The 19,762-nt window shown below is 73.5% G+C and carries 20 protein-coding genes; 10 read left to right on the top strand and 10 right to left on the bottom strand.

The features are described 5' to 3' along the window. Window positions 1–48: 48 nt before the first annotated feature. Genes QRX60_RS27160 through QRX60_RS27170 form a run of 3 tightly spaced genes read right to left on the bottom strand, consistent with a single transcriptional unit; the run spans window position 49 to window position 1,756 of the window. Window positions 49–462 carry an Asp23/Gls24 family envelope stress response protein gene (locus QRX60_RS27160; protein ID WP_285994262.1) on the bottom strand — a complete coding sequence of 138 codons (414 nt, stop codon included), beginning with the start codon at window positions 460–462 and terminating at the stop codon, window positions 49–51. Further along, complete coding sequence (locus QRX60_RS27165) at window positions 462–1,022, bottom strand: RNA polymerase sigma factor (RefSeq protein ID WP_285994263.1); 561 nt, start codon at window positions 1,020–1,022, stop codon at window positions 462–464. Before QRX60_RS27165 ends, QRX60_RS27160 begins: the two co-directional genes overlap by 1 nt. Beyond that, complete coding sequence (locus QRX60_RS27170) at window positions 1,019–1,756, bottom strand: pyrimidine reductase family protein (RefSeq protein ID WP_285994264.1); 738 nt, start codon at window positions 1,754–1,756, stop codon at window positions 1,019–1,021. Before QRX60_RS27170 ends, QRX60_RS27165 begins: the two co-directional genes overlap by 4 nt. 89 nt (window positions 1,757–1,845) lie before the next feature. Between QRX60_RS27170 and zapE the strand changes: the two genes are divergently transcribed. Further along, a complete protein-coding gene (gene zapE / locus QRX60_RS27175; protein ID WP_285994265.1) occupies window positions 1,846–2,865 on the top strand; it encodes a cell division protein ZapE in 1,020 nt (339 codons plus the stop codon). Here the strand turns inward: zapE and QRX60_RS27180 are convergent. The 3 genes from QRX60_RS27180 to rocD form a co-directional block, all read right to left on the bottom strand. Beyond that, a complete protein-coding gene (locus QRX60_RS27180; RefSeq protein ID WP_286003706.1) occupies window positions 2,819–3,370 on the bottom strand; it encodes a phosphatase PAP2 family protein in 552 nt (183 codons plus the stop codon). The genes zapE and QRX60_RS27180 overlap by 47 nt on opposite strands. 65 nt (window positions 3,371–3,435) lie before the next feature. After that, complete coding sequence (locus QRX60_RS27185) at window positions 3,436–4,794, bottom strand: DUF2252 domain-containing protein (RefSeq protein WP_285994266.1); 1,359 nt, start codon at window positions 4,792–4,794, stop codon at window positions 3,436–3,438. A gap of 91 nt (window positions 4,795–4,885) precedes the next feature. Further along, complete coding sequence (rocD, locus tag QRX60_RS27190; RefSeq protein ID WP_285994267.1) at window positions 4,886–6,118, bottom strand: ornithine--oxo-acid transaminase; 1,233 nt, start codon at window positions 6,116–6,118, stop codon at window positions 4,886–4,888. Between the two features lie 144 nt (window positions 6,119–6,262). Between rocD and QRX60_RS27195 the strand changes: the two genes are divergently transcribed. The 5 genes from QRX60_RS27195 to QRX60_RS27215 are packed head-to-tail and all read left to right on the top strand — an operon-like array spanning window position 6,263 to window position 11,019. Then, entirely contained in the window at window positions 6,263–6,619 is a 357-nt protein-coding gene (locus QRX60_RS27195; protein WP_285994268.1) for an ArsR/SmtB family transcription factor, read from the top strand. After that, on the top strand, window positions 6,616–7,083 hold the full coding sequence (locus QRX60_RS27200) for an SRPBCC family protein (protein WP_285994269.1): 468 nt from the start codon (window positions 6,616–6,618) through the stop codon (window positions 7,081–7,083). Before QRX60_RS27195 ends, QRX60_RS27200 begins: the two co-directional genes overlap by 4 nt. Before the next feature lie 17 nt (window positions 7,084–7,100). After that, window positions 7,101–7,952 carry a PPK2 family polyphosphate kinase gene (locus QRX60_RS27205; RefSeq protein ID WP_285994270.1) on the top strand — a complete coding sequence of 284 codons (852 nt, stop codon included), beginning with the start codon at window positions 7,101–7,103 and terminating at the stop codon, window positions 7,950–7,952. A 20-nt stretch (window positions 7,953–7,972) separates the two neighbouring features. After that, a complete protein-coding gene (locus tag QRX60_RS27210; RefSeq protein WP_285994271.1) occupies window positions 7,973–10,072 on the top strand; it encodes a S9 family peptidase in 2,100 nt (699 codons plus the stop codon). After that, the gene (locus tag QRX60_RS27215; protein ID WP_285994272.1) at window positions 10,069–11,019 is read left to right on the top strand and encodes an LLM class F420-dependent oxidoreductase; all 951 of its coding nucleotides are present in this window, start codon (window positions 10,069–10,071) and stop codon (window positions 11,017–11,019) included. The genes QRX60_RS27210 and QRX60_RS27215 overlap by 4 nt, the downstream gene beginning before the upstream one ends. Window positions 11,020–11,076: 57 nt before the next feature. Here the strand turns inward: QRX60_RS27215 and crcB are convergent, their stop codons facing one another. From crcB to QRX60_RS27230, 3 genes are read right to left on the bottom strand one after another with little or no spacing between them, the layout of a single operon-like run. After that, window positions 11,077–11,451, bottom strand: coding sequence for a fluoride efflux transporter CrcB (crcB, locus tag QRX60_RS27220; RefSeq protein WP_285994273.1), 375 nt, complete (start codon window positions 11,449–11,451; stop codon window positions 11,077–11,079). Beyond that, complete coding sequence (locus QRX60_RS27225; protein WP_285994274.1) at window positions 11,448–11,780, bottom strand: DUF190 domain-containing protein; 333 nt, start codon at window positions 11,778–11,780, stop codon at window positions 11,448–11,450. Before QRX60_RS27225 ends, crcB begins: the two co-directional genes overlap by 4 nt. Next, window positions 11,780–12,187 (bottom strand): fluoride efflux transporter FluC, encoded by a 408-nt coding sequence (locus QRX60_RS27230; protein ID WP_285994275.1) that lies wholly within the window; start codon window positions 12,185–12,187, stop codon window positions 11,780–11,782. Before QRX60_RS27230 ends, QRX60_RS27225 begins: the two co-directional genes overlap by 1 nt. Before the next feature lie 143 nt (window positions 12,188–12,330). Between QRX60_RS27230 and QRX60_RS27235 the strand changes: the two genes are divergently transcribed. The 4 genes from QRX60_RS27235 to QRX60_RS27250 are packed head-to-tail and all read left to right on the top strand — an operon-like array spanning window position 12,331 to window position 18,216. After that, complete coding sequence (locus QRX60_RS27235) at window positions 12,331–13,899, top strand: pyridoxal phosphate-dependent decarboxylase family protein (RefSeq protein WP_285994276.1); 1,569 nt, start codon at window positions 12,331–12,333, stop codon at window positions 13,897–13,899. Next, a complete protein-coding gene (locus QRX60_RS27240) occupies window positions 13,896–15,179 on the top strand; it encodes a lysine N(6)-hydroxylase/L-ornithine N(5)-oxygenase family protein (protein ID WP_285994277.1) in 1,284 nt (427 codons plus the stop codon). Before QRX60_RS27235 ends, QRX60_RS27240 begins: the two co-directional genes overlap by 4 nt. Then, complete coding sequence (locus QRX60_RS27245) at window positions 15,176–16,915, top strand: IucA/IucC family protein (protein ID WP_285994278.1); 1,740 nt, start codon at window positions 15,176–15,178, stop codon at window positions 16,913–16,915. The genes QRX60_RS27240 and QRX60_RS27245 overlap by 4 nt, the downstream gene beginning before the upstream one ends. Further along, complete coding sequence (locus tag QRX60_RS27250) at window positions 16,912–18,216, top strand: type I glutamate--ammonia ligase (RefSeq protein WP_286003707.1); 1,305 nt, start codon at window positions 16,912–16,914, stop codon at window positions 18,214–18,216. The genes QRX60_RS27245 and QRX60_RS27250 overlap by 4 nt, the downstream gene beginning before the upstream one ends. Before the next feature lie 101 nt (window positions 18,217–18,317). Here the strand turns inward: QRX60_RS27250 and QRX60_RS27255 are convergent, their stop codons facing one another. Continuing rightward, the gene (locus QRX60_RS27255; protein WP_285994279.1) at window positions 18,318–19,706 is read right to left on the bottom strand and encodes an FAD-binding oxidoreductase; all 1,389 of its coding nucleotides are present in this window, start codon (window positions 19,704–19,706) and stop codon (window positions 18,318–18,320) included. Between the last annotated feature and the right edge of the window lie 56 nt (window positions 19,707–19,762).

A 19,762-nucleotide genomic window follows, 5' to 3' on the forward strand; every position in this document is an offset into this window, starting at 1 on the left:
GCCCGCGAAGAAGCAAACCTCACGCAAGGTCCCCCGATCGGGGGAACGTCAGCCGGGGTGGACGTCCACGACGTGCACGTTCACCGTCGTGGCGACGCCGAGCTGGCGGGACAGCTCCGCGGTGATCTCCTGCCGCAGCGCTTCGGCCGCCGCGTCGGCGGCGACGCCGAACCGGACCGACACCAGCACCTGCACCTCGCCGTCTTCGACCGCGACGGCCGAAACCCGCACCCCGCCGGGGGCCCGCTCGGCGGCGATCGCCGAGGCGAGCTGCGCGACGACGCTTTCGGTGACGCGCAGGCTGCCCGCCTCGCCGGGCACCTCGACCGCGGTGCGCCGGCCGCGCGCGACGGCGCGCAGCACGCGTTCGACCAGCCCGGGCGGGGTCGGCACCCGGCGCCGGGCCGCCGCGCGCACGGCGTCCCAGCGGGGATCCCGCTCCGGGTCCTGAAGCTCGGCCATCACCGCTCCCTCAACTCGGCGAGCAGCGCCACCCTGGCCCGGTGCAGCCGCGAGCGCAAGGCGCCGACGTTCACGTCGAGCACGTCGGCGACCTCTTCGTAGCTCAGGCCCTCCAGTTCCCGCAGCACCAGCGGCACGCGCTGCGACACCTCCAGCCGGCCGATCGCGCGCAGCACCGCGTCGACCTCCTCGGCCCGCACGACGCGGCCTTCGGGGCCCGGATCGGCCCCGGCGAGCAGCGCACTGTCCAGAGTGGACCGACCATCGGGTTCCGGCGCGTCGAGCGAGATCGTGGGCCGGCGCCGCCGCAGCAGCGCGAGCGCGCTGTTGGTGACGACGCGGTAGAGCCAGGTCGACACCGCGGACTCGTGGCGGAAGGAGGCGAGGGAGCGCCACGCGGCCAGCCACGAGTCCTGCACGACGTCCTCGGCCTCGGCGGTGCTGCCGGTGATCCGCAGCGCGACGCGGTACATCCGGGGCGTGTGCCGCCGCACGAGCGCGCCGAACGCGGCGTCGTCGCCGGCCGCGGCCCGGGTGAGCAGGTCGGCGTCGTCGCTCACCCGGCGTCCCGGCGGTAGCGCAGGAACGTGAAGCCGTCCTCGACCAGGATCGACGCCAGCGCGAGCCGGCGCGGCACGGCGACCGGCCCCGCGGCGATCCGGGCCGCCGGCCCGGCCACCAGCAGCGGCGCGACCGTCAGGCACAGCTGGTCGACGAGGTCGTCCGCGACGAGCCGGCCGAACAGCCGCGGCCCGCCCTCGCACGCGATGCGGCGCAGCCCGCGGGCGGCGAGCAGGTCGAGCGCGCGCCGGACGTCGACGTCGTCGTCGCCCGCGCGCAGGATCTCCGCCCCGGCGGCTTCGAGGGCGCCGGTCGGCGCGGTCTCCGTGGTCACCACGATCGGGGGTACGACGGTTTCGGTGAACAGCCGCGACGCCGGGTCGAGGTCGGCGGTGCGGGTCACGACGGCGATCGGCGGGACGTTCCCGAAGCCGAGCCGGCGACGGCGCTCCAGCCGCTTCGGGCCCGCGACGACCCCGCGGTAGTCCTCCGCGCGAGCGGTCCCGGCCCCGACCAGGATCACGTCGGCGAGGTCGCGCCCGAGCAAGAAGACCTGCCGGTCGGCGGCGTGCGAAAGGCCCGCCGACGTCGCGTCCACCTCGACGGCGCCGTCGGCGCTCGCGACGAAGTTGACCTGCACCCAGGGGCGCTCGAGGTGCTCCGGGTAGGCGTAGATCTCTTCGAGGTCCACTCCGGTCAGCTCGCCCGTCGCAAGGGGCCACACGATCCGCACGGGACAATCCCAGCACGGGCGTGAACTGCGTCTCGACCGGGGGACAGGCCCGCTCACCGGCACCCGCCGCGCGGATAGGCTCTGCGACCATGCCCGCGCACCTGGTGGACCGCCGACCCGAACTCGGCGCCGACGAGCTGATCACCGCGCTGGTGCCCCCGCCGCGCTTCGACGCCGTGCGGTTCGGGACGTACCTCCCGAACCCGGACGAGCCCAGCCAGGCCGCCGCGGTCGAGGCCTGCTCGGCGTTCGCCGCCGAGGTGGGCGCGCGCAAGGAGAAGAAGCGCTTCAAGCTCTTCGGCGGCTCCTCCGAGCCGGCCGGCCCGATGGGGCTCTACCTCGACGGCGGCTTCGGCGTCGGCAAGACCCACCTGCTCGCCTCGACCTGGCACGCGGCGCCCTCGCCCAAGGCCTACGGCACGTTCGTCGAGCTGACCCACCTGGTCGGCGCGCTGGGCTTCGCCGAGGCCGTGCGGCGGCTGTCGGAGCACCGGATCCTGGCGATCGACGAGTTCGAGCTGGACGACCCGGGCGACACCACCTTGGTCACGCGGCTGCTCCAGGAGCTCATGGACGCGGGCGTGTACATCGCGGCGACCTCGAACACACTGCCGGAGAAGCTCGGTGAGGGCCGGTTCGCCGCGGAGGACTTCCTGCGCGAGATCCAGTCGCTGTCGGCCCGCTTCGGCGTCGTGCGCGTCGACGGCCCCGACTACCGCCACCGCGGCCTGCCGGACGCGCCGCCCCCGGCTTCCCCGGACGTGCTGGAGGAGTCGGCCGCCGCGCACGCCGGGTCCACTGTGGACGACTTCGACGCGTTGTGCGCGCACCTGGCCGAGCTGCACCCGTCGCGCTACGGGCGGCTGCTCGACGGCGTCACCCGCGTGCACCTGCGGGGCGTCCACCCGGCGCCGGACCAGAACGTCGCGCTGCGGCTGGTCGCCCTCGCCGACCGGCTCTACGACCGGGCCATCCCGGTCGTCGTCTCCGGCGAGCCGCTGCCGGCGCTGTTCACCGAGGAGATGGTGAACGGCGGCTACCGCAAGAAGTACCTGCGCGCGGTCAGCCGGCTGACCGCGCTGGCGCGCGACGCGGCACCGACCACGTGAGCAGCACGACGGCGACCGCGAACAGCGTCCCCCCGGCGACGTCGGTGAGGTAGTGGTAGCCGAGGCCGACCAGCCCGGCCGTGGCCGCGAGCAGCGCCACCGCGCTCAGCACGATGACGAACACCTTGCGCGTGACGAGCACGAGCACCGTCAGCACCGCGACCAGGCTCACCGTGTGCCCGCTCGGGTAGACGAGGGTGTCGTTCTTCCACCGGTCGTAGAGCGGCTTCAGCAGCCAGCCCGTCAGCAGGATCGCCAGCAGCGGCGCGCCGAGCGCGAGCGCGGCGTCGGCCCGCCGCCCGCCGCGCAGGCACAGGACGACGGCGAGGACCCCCAGCGCGATCACGACGTACGGCTCGGTCGGGAAGACCAGCGCGCGCAGCACGCCGGGGCTCAGGTGCGCCGTCCAGCCGGCGACCGTCGCGTCCACGGCGCCGGGCGACGTCCCGCCGGCGAACGGCAGCCCCAGCAGCACCGCGAGCAGTCCGCACACCGCGGCCGGCACCCACAACGTCCTCACCCGCGTGAGAATAACCGTGACCTCGTGATGCACCCGTTCGCCGCGGGCGGTCAGGCCCCCGAGAAGGCGGCGTGGTCGGCCTCCGTCCGGTCGGCGTACCGCACGGCGTACGCGCCCAGCACCTCGTCCAGTTCGGAGTCGTCGGCGAAGTAGCCCGCGAGCAGCTTCGGGTGCAGCGACCGCGTGTGGGCGCGGGCGAGCAGGGCGCCGGCGAGCCTGCCGTAGTCGTCGAGGTGGTCCTTCTCCAGCTCCGCCGGGTCGATGTCGCCCTTGAGGTTCCGGAACTGCCGGACGATGAACGGGAGGCCGTCGATCGTGGTCCAGCCGAGCAGGATGTCCGTCTCGGCCTGCACGAGCCGGGCGCCGTCGACGATCCGCCGTCCTTCGTGCTCCGCCGCGGGCAGGTCGAGGTACGGCGCGAGCGCGGGCTTCTGCGCCTGCTTCACCTGCAGCACCAGGTCTTCGTCGTCGTTGCCGTGCAGCAGCGCGACGTAGCTGCGCAGGCCGACGCTGCCGGTGCCGACCACGCGGAAGGCGATGTCGGCGATCCGGTACCGCGAGACGAGCGTCCGCCGCGACTCGCGCAGGGTGTCCACATAGGACGCCAGTCCGGCGGCGACGGCCTCGGCGGTCCGCTCGTCGACGTGCGTCAGCACCGGCGGGTCCTCGACGAACCGGTGGCGCGCCAGGCCGGTCTCGTGGTCGTCGACGCGCTCGGTCCACTTCGCGGCGACCTTCGCGCTGTCGTTCTTGCGGGCCTTCTCGGCGGCGTCGGCGAAGTCGTCGATCAGCTCGTCGGCGCGGGCCTTGGACAGCACCGAGGAGTCCGGCAGGGCGTTCCAGCTGCGCAGGAACGGCAGGTCGGCGAGCGCGCGGATGGTGCGGCGATAGGACTTCACGGCGTCTTCGGCGGCTTCGCGGCAGCCGGACTCGCCGATGCCGCCCTCGCGCCCGGCGAGCACGAGGCTGGCCGCGAGCCGCTTGAGGTCCCACTCCCACGGGCCGGGGACGGTCTCGTCGAAGTCGTTGATGTCCATCACGATCTTGCCTTCGGGCGTGCCGTAGAGCCCGAAGTTGGCGGCGTGGGCGTCGCCGCAGAGCTGCGCGGTGACCCCGGACGACGGCGTGCCGGCGAGGTCGGCGCCCATCAGCCCGGCGGCCCCGCGGAAGAAGGTGAACGGCGACGCGAGCATGCGTTCGCGGCGCAGGTCGGTCAGCTCCGGGAGCCGCCCGGCGTTGCTGGCGTCGAAGTACTGCTTCGGTGTCGGCCGGTCCTCGCCCGCGGCCTCGTGGTCGTGCGCGGCGGCGGGCGTCCTGTCCCGGAGCCGCTTCCCCTGTTCGTAGAGCTCGGCCGGCGTCACGCTGTCGGTGCCGACGAGCGGCCGCTCCACCCATTCCCCTGATCCCATGTCCGGCACAACGTCCGAAGGGGACGTTCTGCTCCCCGTTGTGCTCCGGATGCCGCCGGGGCGGGAGGCTCACCCGGCGGCATCCGGTGGTTCAGGGGCGGACGACCTCGGCGATCGCGTCGATGCCGCGGTCCAGCTCCTCGCGGGTGATCACCAGCGGCGGTGCGACGCGCAGGGTGCGCTCGTGCGTCTCCTTGCACAGTACGCCCCGCGCCGCCAGCGCCTCCGATGCTTCGCGGCCCGACGGGCCGCCCGGGGCGATGTCGATGCCCGCCCACAGGCCGCGGCCGCGGACCTCGGACAGCCCGCTGCCGACCAGCTCGCCCAGCCGCGTCCGCAGGTGCGCGCCCAGCTCGGTGGACCGCTGCTGGAACTCGCCCGTCTTCAGCAGCTTGACCACCGCGCGCCCGACCGCGCAGGCCAGCGGGTTGCCGCCGAACGTCGAGCCGTGTTCGCCCGGCTTGAGCACGCCCAGCACGTCGCGGCGGCCGACCACCGCCGACACCGGCAGGATGCCGCCGCCGAGGGCCTTGCCCAGCGTGTACACGTCCGCGCGGACGCCTTCGTGGTCCAGCGCCAGCACCGTGCCGGTGCGGGCCAGGCCGGACTGGATCTCGTCAGCGATCAGCAGCACGCCGTGCTCGTCGCACGCCGCGCGGACGTCGGCGAAGTAGCCCTCCGGCGGCACGATGACGCCGGCCTCGCCCTGCACCGGCTCCAGCAGCACCGCGGCCGTGCGCGGGGTGATCGCGTCGCGGAGCGCGGCGGCGTCGCCGTACTTCACCGTGACGAAGCCCGGCGTGAACGGGCCGAAGTCGGCGCGGGCGGTCTCGTCGGTCGAGAACGACACGATCGTGGTGGTCCGGCCGTGGAAGTTGGCCCCGGCGACGATGATCTCGGCGGTGCCGTCCGGCACGCCCTTGACCCGGTGGGCCCACTTGCGCGCGATCTTGACGGCGGACTCGACGGCCTCGGCGCCCGAGTTCATCGGCAGCACGAGCTCGGTGCCGGTCAGCTCGGCCAGCTCGCGGCAGAACAGGCCGAGCTGGTCGTGGTGGAAGGCTCGCGACGTCAGCGTGACGCGGCCGAGCTGCGTGATGGCGGCGGCGATCAGGTCCGGGTGGCGGTGGCCGAAGTTCAGCGCCGAGTACCCGGAAAGGAAGTCGAGGTAGGACCGGCCTTCGACGTCGGTCACCGTCGCGCCGGCGGCTTCGGCGATCACGACCGGCAACGGGTGGTAGTTGTGCGTGCTCCACTGCTCGTCGAGCTCGATGAAGCTCGCGGCGGTGGGGGCGGCGGTCTCCCGGCCGGCGAACGTCGTCATGCGTTCAGGTTAGAGGCAGAACACGCAGAATTCAGCCGGGAATCATTGCTTTCACTCGTTGTTCGTTGCGCAATACCCGGTCGGCACCCCCGAATCCGTGCGTAGCCGTTGACGCGCTCATCGGTAAGTCGTAACTTACGGTTCGTGGCGACTTACGGAAGTGACCAGCTGGCCGCGCTGGCCGACCCGTCGCGGCGCGCGATCGTCGAAGCGCTCCGCGCCGGGCCCCGCGCGGTCGGCGAGCTGGCCGCGGACCTGCCGATCAGCCGCCCGGCCGTCTCCCAGCACCTCAAGGTGCTCAAGGAGGCCGGCCTGGTCGCGGACCGGGCCGAGGGCACGAAGCGGCTGTACCGCCTCGAGCCCGACGGCATCGCCGCCGTGCGCGCCTACCTCGACCGGATGTGGTCGGACGCGCTGAAGTCCTTCGCCGACCTGGCGGAATCCACCGAGTCCCCGGAACTCCCGGAACTCCCGGAACTCCCGGAAGAGGAGCAGTCATGACCCTGGAGCCGATCCGCAAGACGATCACCGTCGCCTGCTCGCGCGAGCACGCGTTCAAGACCTACACCGAGGCCTTCGACAGCTGGTGGCCCCGCGAGCACCACCTGGGCGAAGCCGACCTGGCCGAGGCCGTCCTGGAACCCCGGCCGGGCGGTCGCTGGTACGAGAAGACCGTCGACGGCGCCGAGTGCCAGTGGGGCGAGGTGCTCGTCTGGGAGCCACCCGCCCGGGTGGTCCTGTCGTGGCGCATCGACGGCGACTGGAAGATCGACCCCGACCCGGCGCACGCCAGCGAGATCGAGGTCCGCTTCTTCGAAGAAGGCCCGGGATCGACCCGCGTCGAGCTGGAGCACCGCGACTTCGAGCGGCACGGCGAAACCGCGCAGAAGGTCCGCGACGGCGTCTCCACCGAGGGCGGGCACGGCGGGCTGCTGAAGCTCTTCGCCGAGAAAGCCGCCGCGTGAGCAGGTAGTTTCGCGGGATGGCGAAGAAGGACAAAGGAAGCCCGGTCCGGGACGCGCTGCGCGTCGGTGCGGAGCTGCCCGACCCGGGCTCGACCCCGGTGGGGCCCGGCAAGAAGCCGAAGGCCGTCGCCAAGCTGGACGACGCCGCCGCGCGGCTGTCCTCGCTGCAGGAGGCGCTCTACGCCGAGGGTGTCGGCGGCGGCCGGCGGAACGTCCTGCTGGTGCTGCAGGGCATGGACACCTCGGGCAAGGGCGGCACGGTGTCGCACGTGCTCGGCCTGGTCAACCCGATGGGCGTCCGCTACGCCGGGTTCAAGGCGCCCACGCCGGCCGAGCGCCGCCACCACTACCTGTGGCGGATCCGCAAGCAGCTGCCGGTGCCCGGCCAGATCGGCGTGTTCGACCGCTCGCACTACGAAGACATCCTGGTCCCGCGCGTGACCGGCCTGCTGACGGCGGCCGAGCGCCGCCGCCGGTACAGCGAGATCAACGCGTTCGAAAGGGAGCTGGCGGACGCGGGCACGACCGTCGTCAAGGTGTTCCTGCACATCTCGCCGGAGGAGCAGCTCGATCGGCTGAGGGCCCGGCTGCAGACGCCGGAGAAGCACTGGAAGTACAACCCGGGCGACCTCGACGCGCGGTCGCACTGGCCCGCCTACCAGGAGGCCTACGCCGACATCTTCAAGAAGACGTCGACCGCCCACGCTCCCTGGCACGTCGTGCCCGCCGACCGCAAGTGGTACCGGAACTGGGCGGTCGCCGAGCTGCTCATCGAGACGCTCGCCGAACTGGCGCCGCGGTTCCCGGAGCCCGGCTTCGACGTCGACACCGAGCTGGCGAAGCTGAAGGGTGTTGGCGTCCCGGGCTGACCGTCTGAAAGAGTGCGGACGTGACCGATGTCGACGACCTCCCGTTCCTCCGCAAGCAGGCCCGGACCCAGCGCTTCACCCTCGGCGCGCCGAAGGAGTTCCGGGTCGCCCCGGACGCCTCCCGCGTGCTGTTCCTGCGCGCGGAGTCGGGTACCGACCCCCGGCACAGCCTCTGGTCGGCCGACCTGGCCACCGGCGCCGAGACGAAGCTCGTCGACGCCGTCGAGCTGCTGCCCGGCGAAGAGGAGCTGCCCGCCGAGGAGCGGGCCCGCCGCGAACGCGCCCGCGAGACCGGCGGCGGCGTCGTCCACTACGGCGTCGATGCCGGCTTCACGGTCGCCGCGTTCTCGCTCTCGGGCAAGCTCTACACGCTCGATCTCGCTTCGGGCGAGGTGACGCTGCGCGTCGACGGCTCGGTGATCGATCCGCGGCCGAACCCGACCGGCACGCACGTCGCGTACGTGCAGGACCGGCGGCTGCACGTCATGGAGCTGGCCACCGGCGACGACCGCGTGCTGGTCGAGGAGGACGGCGAGGACATCGCCTGGGGGCTCGCCGAGTTCATCGCCGCCGAGGAGATGGACCGCACCCGCGGCTACTGGTGGTCCCCGGACGGCCGCAGCCTGCTGGCCGAGCGCTCCGACCGCGGCCCGGTGCCGCGCTGGACCATCGCCGACCCGGCCAACCCGCAGAACCCCGCGAACGTCGTCGCCTACCCGGCCGCGGGCACCACGAACGCCCTGGTGTCGCTGGCGGTCCTCGGCCTCGACGGCTCCCGGGTGGACGTCGCGCCCGGCGAGTGGGAGTACCTGGCCTCGGTGCACTGGTCGGCCGGTGGCGCGCCGCTGCTGGCCGTGGAGCCGCGCGACCAGAAGCGGATGGACGTCCTCGCGCTCGACGTCGCCGACGGCACGACGTCGGTCCTGCACAGCGCGGCCGACCAGCACTGGATCGACATCGTCGGCGGCGTCCCGGCGTGGACCCCCGACGGTCGGCTGGTGGTCGAAGGCATGGTCGACGGCGACCACCGGCTCTTCGTCGGCGGCGAGGCCGTCACCCCGGCCGGGCTGCAGCTGCGCGCCGTGCTCGACGTCGGCGACGAGATCCTCTTCAGCGCGTCGGAGGACGACCCGACGCAGATCCACGTCTTCCGCACGGAAGGTGCCTCCGTCCGTCGCCTGTCCACTGTGGACGGCGTGCACCACGGCGCCGGGAACACCGCGGTCACCGTGCTTTCCTCGTGGAGCCTCGACCACAGCGGCCCGCGCGTCTCGGTGCTGCGGGACGGCTCGGCAGTGGCGTCGATCGCCTCGTCCACCGTGGACCCGGACATCGTGCCGAACCTGACCTGGCTGACGCTGGGGGAACGCGGCCTGCGCGCGGCGCTGCTCCTGCCGCGCGGCTACGAGCCGAGCGAAGGCAAGCTGCCGGTGCTGCTCGACCCGTACGGCGGCCCGCACGCCCAGCGCGTCCTGCAGAGCCGCAACGCGTTCCTGACCTCGCAGTGGCTGGCCGACCAGGGCTTCGCGGTGCTCGTCGCGGACGGGCGCGGCACGCCGGGGCGTGGCGCGGTGTGGGAGCGCGAGATCCACGGCCGCCTCGCCGACGTCACCCTGCAGGACCAGGTCGACGCCCTGCAGGCGGCCGCGGCGCAGTTCCCCGAGCTGGACGTCGAGCGCGTCGCGATCCGCGGCTGGTCCTACGGCGGGTACCTGTCGGCGCTGGCGGTGCTGCGCCGGCCGGACGTCTTCCACGCCGCGGTCGCGGGCGCGCCGGTCACCGACTGGTCGCTGTACGACACGCACTACACCGAGCGGTACCTGGGCAAGCCCCAGGACGAGCCGGAAAGCTACGCGCACAACTCGCTGATCGAGAGCGCGGCGGAGCTGAGCCGCGCGCTGCTGATCGTGCACGGGCTGGCCGACGACAACGTGTTCGTCGCGCACGCTTTGCGGCTGTCGTCGGCGCTGCTGGCGAAGGGGCGGCCGCACGTCTTCCTGCCGCTGGCGGGGGCCACCCACATGACGCCGCAGGCCGAAGAGGTCGCGGAGAACCTGATGCGCACGCAGGTGGACTGGCTGCTGCGCGAGCTGTCCGCCGTCGAAAAGGAGACCGCATGAGCCGCTGGGGCCTCACGATCCCGCTGACCGGGGTGCCGCTCACGGCACACCGCGAGCTGGTCGAACAGCTGCCGGACCTGGGCTACACCGACGCGTGGACGGCCGAGACCGCGGGCACCGACGCGTTCACCCCGCTCGTGCTCGCCTCGCAGTGGGCGCCCCAGCTGCGACTGGGCACGGCGATCGTCCCGGTGTACACCCGCGGGCCCGGCCTGCTGGCGATGCAGGCGGCGACGGTCGCGGAGCTGGCGCCCGGCCGGTTCGTCCTCGGCATCGGCGCGTCGTCGCCGGTGATCGTCTCGAACTGGAATGCCGCTTCCTTCGAGGAGCCCTTCGCGCGTTCTCGTGACACGCTGCGCTTCCTGCGTTCGGCGCTGGCGGGGGAGAAGGTCACCGAGAAGTACGAGACGTTCGCGGTTTCGAAGTTCCGGCTGGAGCGCCCGGCCGACCCGCCGCCGTCGATCATGCTGGCGGCCCTGCGCCCCGGCATGCTCCGCCTGGCGGCCCGCGAAGCGGACGGCGCGATCACGAACTGGCTGGCGGCTTCGGACGTGCCCCAGGTCCGGTCGGTCGTCGGGCCGGACGTCGAGCTGGCGGCCCGGATCTTCGTCTGCCCGACGGAGGACGCGGAGGCGGCGCGGGGCCTGGGCCGGATGCTGATCTCGAGCTACCTGACGGTCCCGGTGTACGCGGCGTTCCACGACTGGCTCGGCCGTGGCGAGGCGCTGGCCCCGATGCACGAGGCGTGGGCGGCGGGCGACCGGCAGAAGGCGAACCAGGTGATCCCGGACGCGGTCGTCGACGAGCTGGTGATCCACGGCAGCGTCGAGTCGTGCCGCGAGCAGGTGCAGTCCTATGTGGACAACGGGCTGACGACGCCGATCATCGCGTTGCTGCCGACCGGCGGGGACCCGTTCGAGCAGGTCCGCGGCCTCGCCCCACGCTGACCGGTCGTGAGTGGGGAACAGGGTTGGAACACTGTTTCCCACTCACGACCCGGTGGGTCAGGACCAGAGCGCCGTGGCCAGCAGGAGGCCGAGAGCGCCCGAGGTCAACCCCCCGACCACCGTCACCACGACGTTCAGCACCGCGTACAGCCGCGTCTTCTCCAGGAACAGCCGCACGGTCTCGTAGCCGAACGTCGAGAACGTCGTCAGGCCGCCGCAGAACCCCACCGCCACCAGCGACCGCACCGACGCCGGCTCCGCGCCGTGCAGGAGCCAGCCGCTCAGGAAACCCAGGACGAACGAGCCCACGACGTTCACCGTCAGCGTGCCGAACGGGAACGGCGAATCCCGCCACAGCTGCACCCGCCGGTCGGTCAGGTAGCGCAGGATCGACCCCGCCGCCCCGCCGAGGGCCACCAGGACCAGCGTCACTCGGCCCGTCCCACGTAGCGGACCACTTCGACCTGGTCGAGCGTCACCAGGCCTTCGCCGATCAGCTCGTCCAGCTGCGGCAGGAACGCGCGCAGCTTCTCCTCCCGGTCGATGATCACGACGACCACCGGCAGGTCCTCCGACAGCGACAGGATCCGCGTGGTGTGGATCAGCGACGACGCGCCGTAGCCCTCGACGCCGCGAAGCACCGAAGCGCCGGCCAGCCCGGCGTCACGCGCCCGGCGGACTATCTCGTGGTAGAGCGGTTTGTGGTGCCAGTGGTCGTCTTCGCCGATGTAGATCGTCAGCCGCGTCGCGGGTCCTTCCATCAGCGTCCCTTCCTCACCGCGCGAGTTGCCGTCAGGCCGGTGGTCACCGCGGTCAGGCACAGCGCCACCGACGCTGCCAGGTACAGCAGCGAGCCCAGTATCCGCCCGGTCGTCGCCGCGTCCAGGGTGTCGGTCACGAACGTGGAGAACGTCGTGAACCCGCCGAGGATCCCGACGCCGAGGAACGGCCGGAGCAGGGGGTGCGGGCGCGCGGTGGTCGTCAGGATCGCCATCAGGACGCCGATGAGCAGGCAGCCGAGCACGTTGGTGAGCAGCGTCGCGAGGGCGAACTCCCCGCGCGCGTGCGGCATCGCCACCGACAGGCCGTAGCGGGCGAGACTGCCCAGCGCGCCGCCGGCGCCGATCGCGAGCAGGACGTCCCAGCGGGTCGCGGGAATGCCGATCACCTCCCGCCGGTGAACCTACTCCCGATGGCCGACGCGTTCCCGCCACCCGGTCGAGCATCCTGGACGGGGCCGGATGACAGGCAGCCGTCGGTCGCCGTACTGTTGCTCAGCGTAGGCAAGGCAACCCTAAGGAAGGCGGGTACATGCGGGGAGACGGGCTGGCCGGGGGCGAGGGCGGCGCGGAACGGCTCGCCGAGCTGATCCCGGCGGCACTGCGCGGAATGGCGGCGGGAGTCGCCGAACGCGGCGGCCCGGTACCGGCCGGCGGACCGGCAGCGGTGGCGGCGGCGCTGGTTGCCGAGCGTGGCGAGTTCGAGCCGGCCGCCGCGGTGCCGAACGGCGTGCCAGTGCCGGCCTCGGCCGGCGGGCACCGAGCCCCTCCCGCCTCGGCTTCGCCTGCCGCGCCGGTCGGTGGCCGCGCCGCCGAAGCCGCCCCGGTCGTGAGCGGTGCGCTGCCCCGTGCGGGCGTCGGCGCCGAGGCCGCGCTGGAAGAGCTGAGCCGCCTGCTCGCCGCGGGCTCGGCCGATCCCGCCGATCCCGCCTGCGCCGCCCACCTGCACTGCCCGCCGCTCGCCGTGGCCGTGGCCGCCGATGTCGTCGCCAGTGCCCTCAACCCCTCCATGGACTCCTGGGACCAGGCGCCCGTCGCCAGTGAGCTCGAGCGCGAGTTCACCGCCGGAATCGCCCGATTGTGTTACCCCCGCGCGGAAGCGCCCGACGCCGTCGTGACCACCGGCGGCACCGAGTCCAACCTGCTCGGCCTCCTCCTGGCCCGCGAACGCGACCCCCGGGTCCAGCCGGTCTGCGGTGCCAACGCCCACCACAGCGTCGCCCGCGCCGCCTGGCTGCTCGGGCTGCCCGCGCCGGTCGTCGTCCCGTGCGAAGGCGACCGCATGCTCCCCGGTGCCCTCGCCCGGGTCCTCGCCCCGGGAAGCGTCGTCGTCGCGACCGCGGGCACGACCAACACCGGCACCCTCGACCCGCTGCCCGAGATCGCCGCGGTCTGCCGCCGCGCCGGGGCGCGGCTGCACGTCGACGCGGCCTACGGCGGCACCGCCCTGTGCAGCGACACCCTGCGCCCGAAGCTCGCCGGGCTGGAGCTGGCCGACTCCGTCGCGCTCGACCTGCACAAGTTCGGCTGGCAGCCGGTCGCCGCCGGGCTCTTCGCCGCCCGCGACGCCGCCGACCTGGCCGCGCTGACCGTCCGGGCCGAGTACCTCAACGCCGACGACGACACCGAGGCCGGCCTGCCCGACCTGCTCGGCCGCTCGATCCGGACGTCCCGGCGGCCGGACGCGTTCCGGATGGCCGTCACCGTGCGCGCGCTGGGCACCGACGGGCTCGGCGCGCTCGTCGAACGCTGCTGCGCCACCGCGACGGAGGTCGCCGGGCGGGTCGAGGACCACCCGGGGCTCCGGCTCTGGGGCGCGCCGGAACTGTCCACCGTGGTGCTGCGGCCGGTCGTCGCCGACGAGACCGGCGACGACGAGCTCGTCGCCCGCGTCCGCCGCGCGCTCCTGGAAGCGGGCACCGCCGTCATCGGCCGCGCCGCGCTCCCGACCGGGCCCGGTGGCGCGCCGCAGCTGTGGCTCAAGCTGACCCTGCTGCACCCGCACACCACCGCCGAGGACTACCTCCCGCTGCTCGACCGGATCGCCGCCACCGCCGGCGCCGAGCTCGTCGCCGACCGGGAAAGCCCGGTCGCTTCGTGAGGCGCCACCACCTGGCGGGCATCGGGATCGGGCCGTTCAACCTCTCGCTCGCGGCGCTGGCCGCCGGGGTCGACGGACTGGACGCGGTGTTCTTCGACGCCCGCCCGGAGTTCCGCTGGCACCCGGGCCTGCTGGTCGAGGGCGCGACGCTGCAGGTGCCGTTCCTGGCCGACCTGGTGACGCTGGTCGATCCGACCAGCCCGTTCTCCTTCCTCAACTACCTGCGCGACCGCGGCCGGCTGCTGCCGTTCTACTTCGCCGAACGGTTCCACCCGCCGCGCGCCGAGTACGACGACTACGGCCGGTGGGCCGCGGCCCGGCTGCCGTCGTGCCGGTTCGGCCACGAGGTCACCGGAGTCCGCTGGGACCCGGGCGAAGCGGCGTTCGAGCTGACCGTCGCCGGGACCGAGCCGCTGCTCGCGGACGCCGTCGTGCTCGGCGTCGGCACGGTGCCGTCGGTGCCGGAGCCGTTGCGCGCCCTGGTCGAAGAGCCCGGTGTCCCGGCGGTGCATTCGGCCGACTACCTGACGCACCGGGAAGAGCTCCTGGCCGCCGAGAGCGTCACCGTGGTCGGATCCGGGCAGTCGGGGGCCGAGGTGGTCCTCGACCTGCTGCGCTCGCGGTCCACTGTGGACGGGCTGCGCTGGCTCGCGCGGACCCCGGCGTTCGCGCCGATGGAGTACTCGAAGCTCGGGCTGGAGCAGTTCACCCCGGACTACACGGCGTACTTCCACGGCCTGCCCGAAGCGGTCCGCGACCGGCTCCTGCCCGCGCAGTGGCAGCTCTACAAGGGAATCGACACCGAGACGATCGGCGCGATCCACGACGAGCTCTACCGCCGCAGCATCACCGGCCCGCCGGGAGCGGTGCTGACCCCGGGCGTCGAGGTCGTCACGGCGTCCCTTGTGGACGGTGCGATCGAACTCGGGCTCCGGCACGCGCAGCAGGGCCGGGACGCCACCGTCCGGACCGCCGCCGTCGTCGCGGCCACCGGCTACGCGGAGACCCCGACCGGGCCGCTGCTGGCCGGGCTCGGCGACGCCGTCCACCGCGACCGGCTGGGGCGCCTCGAAGTCGGCACCGACTACCGCGTCGCCCTCGACGTGCCCGGCCCGCTGTTCGTGCAGAACGCGGAACGGCACACCCACGGCCCCGGCGCGCCCGACCTCGGCCTCGGGGCCTGGCGGGCCGCCGTGATCCTCAACGCCGTGTGCGGCAAGACCGTGCACGCCCTGCCCGACCGCACCGCCTTCACCACCTTCGGCCTGGAGGACCAGTGACCCTCGACGAGGCGGCCGCCTGGCGCGCGGCCGGTGCCCTGATCGTGCACAAGATGCTCGGTGAGCTGTCCTACGAGCACATGCTGGAGCCGGTCGCCGACGGCGATGCCTGCCGGCTGGAGCTGCCGGGCGACGTCGTCTACACGTTCCGCGCCCGGCGCGGCGCCTTCGAAGCGTGGAGGGTCGTACCGGGCACCGCCCGGCGGTCCGGCGAGCCGGCCACCGACCCGCGCACGCTCGTCGTGGACGCGCGGGAAGTCCTGGGGCTCAGCGGGTTGCGCCTGGCGGACGTCCTGGCGGAGCTGACCGCGACGGTCGCCAACGAGGCCGCCCGCCTGCGCCGTGCCCCGACGGCCGCCGAATTGTCCACAATGGACTACAATGTCGCCGACGGCCACCTGACGGGACACCCGCGGCTGGTGCTCAACAAGGGCCGCGTCGGGTTCTCCGCGCGCGACCGCGCGAGCTACGCCCCGGAAGCCGGCGCCGAACTGCGGCTGCGCTGGTTCGCCGTCCACCCTTCGCACGCCGAGTTCCGGTGCGTCGGCGAGCTGAGCCGGGACGCCCTGCTGGACGCCGAACTCGGCGCCCAGCGAGCGGAGTTCGCGGCGCGGGCTCCGGAGGACTACGTCTGGGTGCCGGTGCACCCGTGGCAGGCCGACGAAATCCTCGGCACGCTCTACGCCGCCGAGCTCGCCACCGGGGTCATGGTCGACCTCGGGGAGAGCGCCGACGCGTACCGGCCGCACCAGACGGTCCGGACCCTGGCCAACGTGAGCGCGCCGGGCCGGCACGACGTCAAGACCGCAGTGTCGGTGCGGAACACGCTCGTCTACCGCGGGCTGAACTCGGCGGCCACGCTCGCCGGGCCGTCGGTGACGTCGTGGCTGCGCCGGATCAGCGCCGCCGACCCGCTGGTCAGCGAGAAGTACCGGTTCGGGTTGCTCGGCGAGGTGGCGAGCGTCTCGGTCAAGCACCCGTTGTTCGGGCACCTGGACGAGCTGCCGTACCGCTTCCACGAGACGCTGGGGGCGTTGTGGCGCGAGCCGCTCGTCGCGCAGCTGGCCGAGGGGGAGCGCGCGATTTCGTTCGCCGCACTGCCTTATCGCGGCCCCGACGGCGTTTCGCTGTTGTCGCACCTGATCGGCGGCGGCGACCCCGAGGCGTGGCTGACACGGCTGTTCGACCTGCTGCTCACGCCGTTGCTGCAGTGGCTGCTGCGCCACGGCGTCGGGTTCTGCCCGCACGGCCAGAACCTCGTCCTGGTCGTCGACGCCGCCGGGTTCCCGCAGCGGGTGCTGATCAAGGACTTCGCCCAGGGCGTCGACCTGCTCGACGAGCAGCTGGAGAGCTACGAGTCGCTCCCGCCCGAAGCGGCGGCGGACATGCTGCGCTGGCCCGCGCACCTCCTGGCCCAGTCGCTGTTCAGCTCGGTGTTCTCCGGGCAGTTCCGGTTCTGGGCCGAGGTCCTGCTCGACGAGCTGGGCCTCGCGCGGGCGCGGTTCTGGGCGCCGGTGCGGGAGGTCGTCGGCCGCTACCGCGACGAGAACCCGGACGTGGCCGCGCGCTTCGACGCGTGCCGCCTGTTCGCGCCGGACGTCGAGCGCGTCACGCTCAACCGAGAGCACTTCGCCGGTCAGGGTTTCGACAAGGTGGAGCGCGACGACGAGTTCGACGTCCGCTGGGGCCGGGTGCCGAACCCGCTGCACGCCCCGGATCCCGGCGGGGCGTGGTGACGGCGTTCGCGCGCCCGGCCGGACCGCGGTCCCTGGCCGACCGGCGCGCGGCGGCGTCCGCGGGGGCGGCGGTGCTGCGCGGTGTCCTCGCGGAAGACGGCGCGCGGCTGCTCCTGCTGGTGCCGGACCCGCACGCCCGGTTCGCGGCCGTCGAGCTGGCCGCGCCGTTCGCCGCTTCGGCGCTGACCGACGGCTACGGCGTGTGCAGCTACGTCTTCGCGTGGACGCCCGGCCGTGACCCGCTGCCGGCGTCGGGCACGCTCGGCCGGTACCTCGAAGGCTTCGGCGACCTGCGGATGCGCCCGGACGCGGCGACCGCGATCCCGCTGGGCGACCGGACGTGGGCGGTGGTGTGCGACGCGGAATGGCCGTCCGGGCAGGTCGCGGAGCTCGCGCCGCGCGCGGTGCTGCGCGCCCAGCTCGAGGCGTTGGAGGGCCTCGGGTTGGTGCCGTCGGTGGGTATCGAGCACGAGGTGGTGTTCAGCGACTCCTCGGGACCGCTCACCGCGCACGGTGTCGACTACGCGCTCGGCGGCACCGAACGCTTGGCGCCGCTGCTGCGCGACCTGCGGGTGGCGCTGGACGAAGCCGGGCTGGGTGTCGAGTCCGCCCGCGCGGAGTGCCACCCGGGCCAGTACGAGGTGGTGCTGCGCCACCGCGACGCGCTGGCCGCGTGCGACGACGTCCTGCTGCAGCAGCTGATCGTGCGCCGGGTCGCCGCACGCCACTCCGTCCATCCTTCGTACCTGGCCGCTCCTTCGTCCGGGCAGGGGAACTCCGGGCACGTCCACCTGTCACTGTCCGCTGTGGACGGATTCGAACCGGACCTGCTGGGCGGGTTCCTGGCGGGCGTGGTGCGTGACGCGCGGGCGTTGACGGCGGTGTGGGCGCCGACGTGGAACAGCTACGTGCGCCTGCGGACGGCACCGTTTTCCCCACGCGAGGTGCGCTGGGGCCACGACGACCGGACGGCGTCGGTGCGCGTCGCGGGGCCGGCGGGCAACCGCCGGCTGGAGTTCCGCTTCGCCGGCGCCGACGCGCAGCCGCACCTGGTCGTCGCGGCGTTGCTGGCGGCCGGGCGGTGCGGACTCGAAGAAGCCCTGACGCCGCCTCGCCCGGGGGCGGTGGCCGACCGGCTGGCGACCTCGCCGTGGGCGGCGCTGTCGTCGATGGACCGGGTGGGGGAGTTGCTGGGCGCGGACGTGGCGGCCCAGCTGACGGCGTTGCTGACGGAGGAGATCGAGACCGGCCTCGACACGGTGACGGACTGGCAGCGCGCCCGCGGCGCCCTGCGTTCCTGATCCCGCCGGTTCGTGAAGGCCGCCACGAGAACCCCGAGTCCCTCATGGCGGCCTTCACGAACTTCGGGCCGGGCCCTCCACCCCGGCCGCCGCGCCGTGCGTTACGCCGGGCGGATGTTCTGGTTGATGTGGAACACGTTCTCCGGGTCGTACCGCCGCTTGACCGACGCCAGCCGCGCGTAGTTGCCGCCGTAGGAGGCCTTAACCCGGTCCTGCCCCTCCTCCATCATGAAGTTGACGTACGCCCCGCCGGCCGAAGTCGGGTGCAGCTCCTCCCAGTAGTCCCGCGTCCACCGGGAAATCGCCTCGGCGTTGGCCGGCGACGGGTCGACCCCCACGATCACGCCCGACCACCCGCCGGACCGGTGCGGGAACGCCGTCGCGTCCGCGGCCACCCGGCTCGCCGCTCCGTCGATCGGGTACAGGTGCATCGACGAGTGCATGCTCGGGAGGGCCTCGCCGTGCTTGAGGTGGATGTCGATCGCCGCGTCGGAGATCTCGTGGAACACGTCCGCCCGCCAGTACCACTGCAGCCCGGCCGGGTACAGCCCGTCGAACGCGGCCTGCAGCGCCGTGTACGGCATGTCGTGCAGGCCGACCAGCAACGGCGAACCGAACGAGCGCACCGGCGCCAGCACCTCGTCGGCCTTGTCGTGCGCACCCGTGTAGCACCAGACGATGCCGCACGCCTTGCGGCCCCACAGCTCCTCCGGGAACGGCGGCGCCGGCGGAACCGTCAGCAGGCCGAACCAGCCGCTCAGCTCTTCGGGCAGCGACGGCAGCAGCTCGCGGTACCAGCGCAGCACGTCCGGGGTGTCGCCCAGGTCGTACAGCACCGGGCCGCCGATGACCGTGCCGCGCTCGCCGATTTCGTGGCAGCGGAAGGTGAACGACGTGACGACGCCGAAGTTGCCGCCGCCACCGCGCAGGGCCCAGAACAGGTCGGGGTGCGAAGACTCCGAGGCGTGCACGAACGAACCGTCCGCGAGGACGACGTCCGCGCCGAGCAGGTTGTCGATCGTCAGGCCGAACCGCCGCGTCAGGTAGCCGATGCCGCCGCCGAGCGTCAGCCCCGCGACGCCGGTCGACCCGACGATGCCCGAGGGCGTCGCCATCCCGAACGCGACCGTGGCGTGGTCGACGTCGCCCCAGGTGCAGCCCGCGTCGGCGCGCACGGTGTGGTTCACCGGGTCGACGGTGGTGCTGCGCAGCTCGGACAGGTCGACGACCAGCGCGCCGTCCGCGACGCCGAGACCGCCCGCGTTGTGGCCGCCGCCGCGCACCGCGAGGTCCAGGCCCTGCGCGCGCCCGTAGCGGACGCAGGCGATGACGTCGGCGGCGTCGCGGCAGTAGGCGATCGCGGCCGGCCGCTTGTCGATCATGGCGTTGTACACGGCGCGGGCCTCGTCGTAGCCCGGGTCGGCCGGCGTGATCAGGTCTCCGCGCAGCGTGGCGGCCAGTTCTTCGTGCGGCAGAGCGGTGGTGGTCATGGTGCCCCTCTCGGTTTTCCCGTTCCCGAGCAGAACGTAGGCACCCGGCGTTCGCG

Source organism: Amycolatopsis mongoliensis, from assembly GCF_030285665.1.
GTDB classification, from domain to species: Bacteria; Actinomycetota; Actinomycetes; order Mycobacteriales; family Pseudonocardiaceae; genus Amycolatopsis; species Amycolatopsis mongoliensis.

Coding starts and splice junctions, on each gene's coding strand:
- QRX60_RS27160 (WP_285994262.1), bottom strand. CDS start 462: ATGGCCGAGCTTCAGGACCCGGAGCGGGATCCCCGCTGGGACGCCGTG.
- zapE (WP_285994265.1), top strand. CDS start 1,846: ATGCCCGCGCACCTGGTGGACCGCCGACCCGAACTCGGCGCCGACGAG.
- QRX60_RS27185 (WP_285994266.1), bottom strand. CDS start 4,794: ATGGGATCAGGGGAATGGGTGGAGCGGCCGCTCGTCGGCACCGACAGC.
- rocD (WP_285994267.1), bottom strand. CDS start 6,118: ATGACGACGTTCGCCGGCCGGGAGACCGCCGCCCCCACCGCCGCGAGC.
- QRX60_RS27200 (WP_285994269.1), top strand. CDS start 6,616: ATGACCCTGGAGCCGATCCGCAAGACGATCACCGTCGCCTGCTCGCGC.
- QRX60_RS27205 (WP_285994270.1), top strand. CDS start 7,101: ATGGCGAAGAAGGACAAAGGAAGCCCGGTCCGGGACGCGCTGCGCGTC.
- QRX60_RS27215 (WP_285994272.1), top strand. CDS start 10,069: ATGAGCCGCTGGGGCCTCACGATCCCGCTGACCGGGGTGCCGCTCACG.
- QRX60_RS27225 (WP_285994274.1), bottom strand. CDS start 11,780: ATGGAAGGACCCGCGACGCGGCTGACGATCTACATCGGCGAAGACGAC.
- QRX60_RS27235 (WP_285994276.1), top strand. CDS start 12,331: ATGCGGGGAGACGGGCTGGCCGGGGGCGAGGGCGGCGCGGAACGGCTC.
- QRX60_RS27255 (WP_285994279.1), bottom strand. CDS start 19,706: ATGACCACCACCGCTCTGCCGCACGAAGAACTGGCCGCCACGCTGCGC.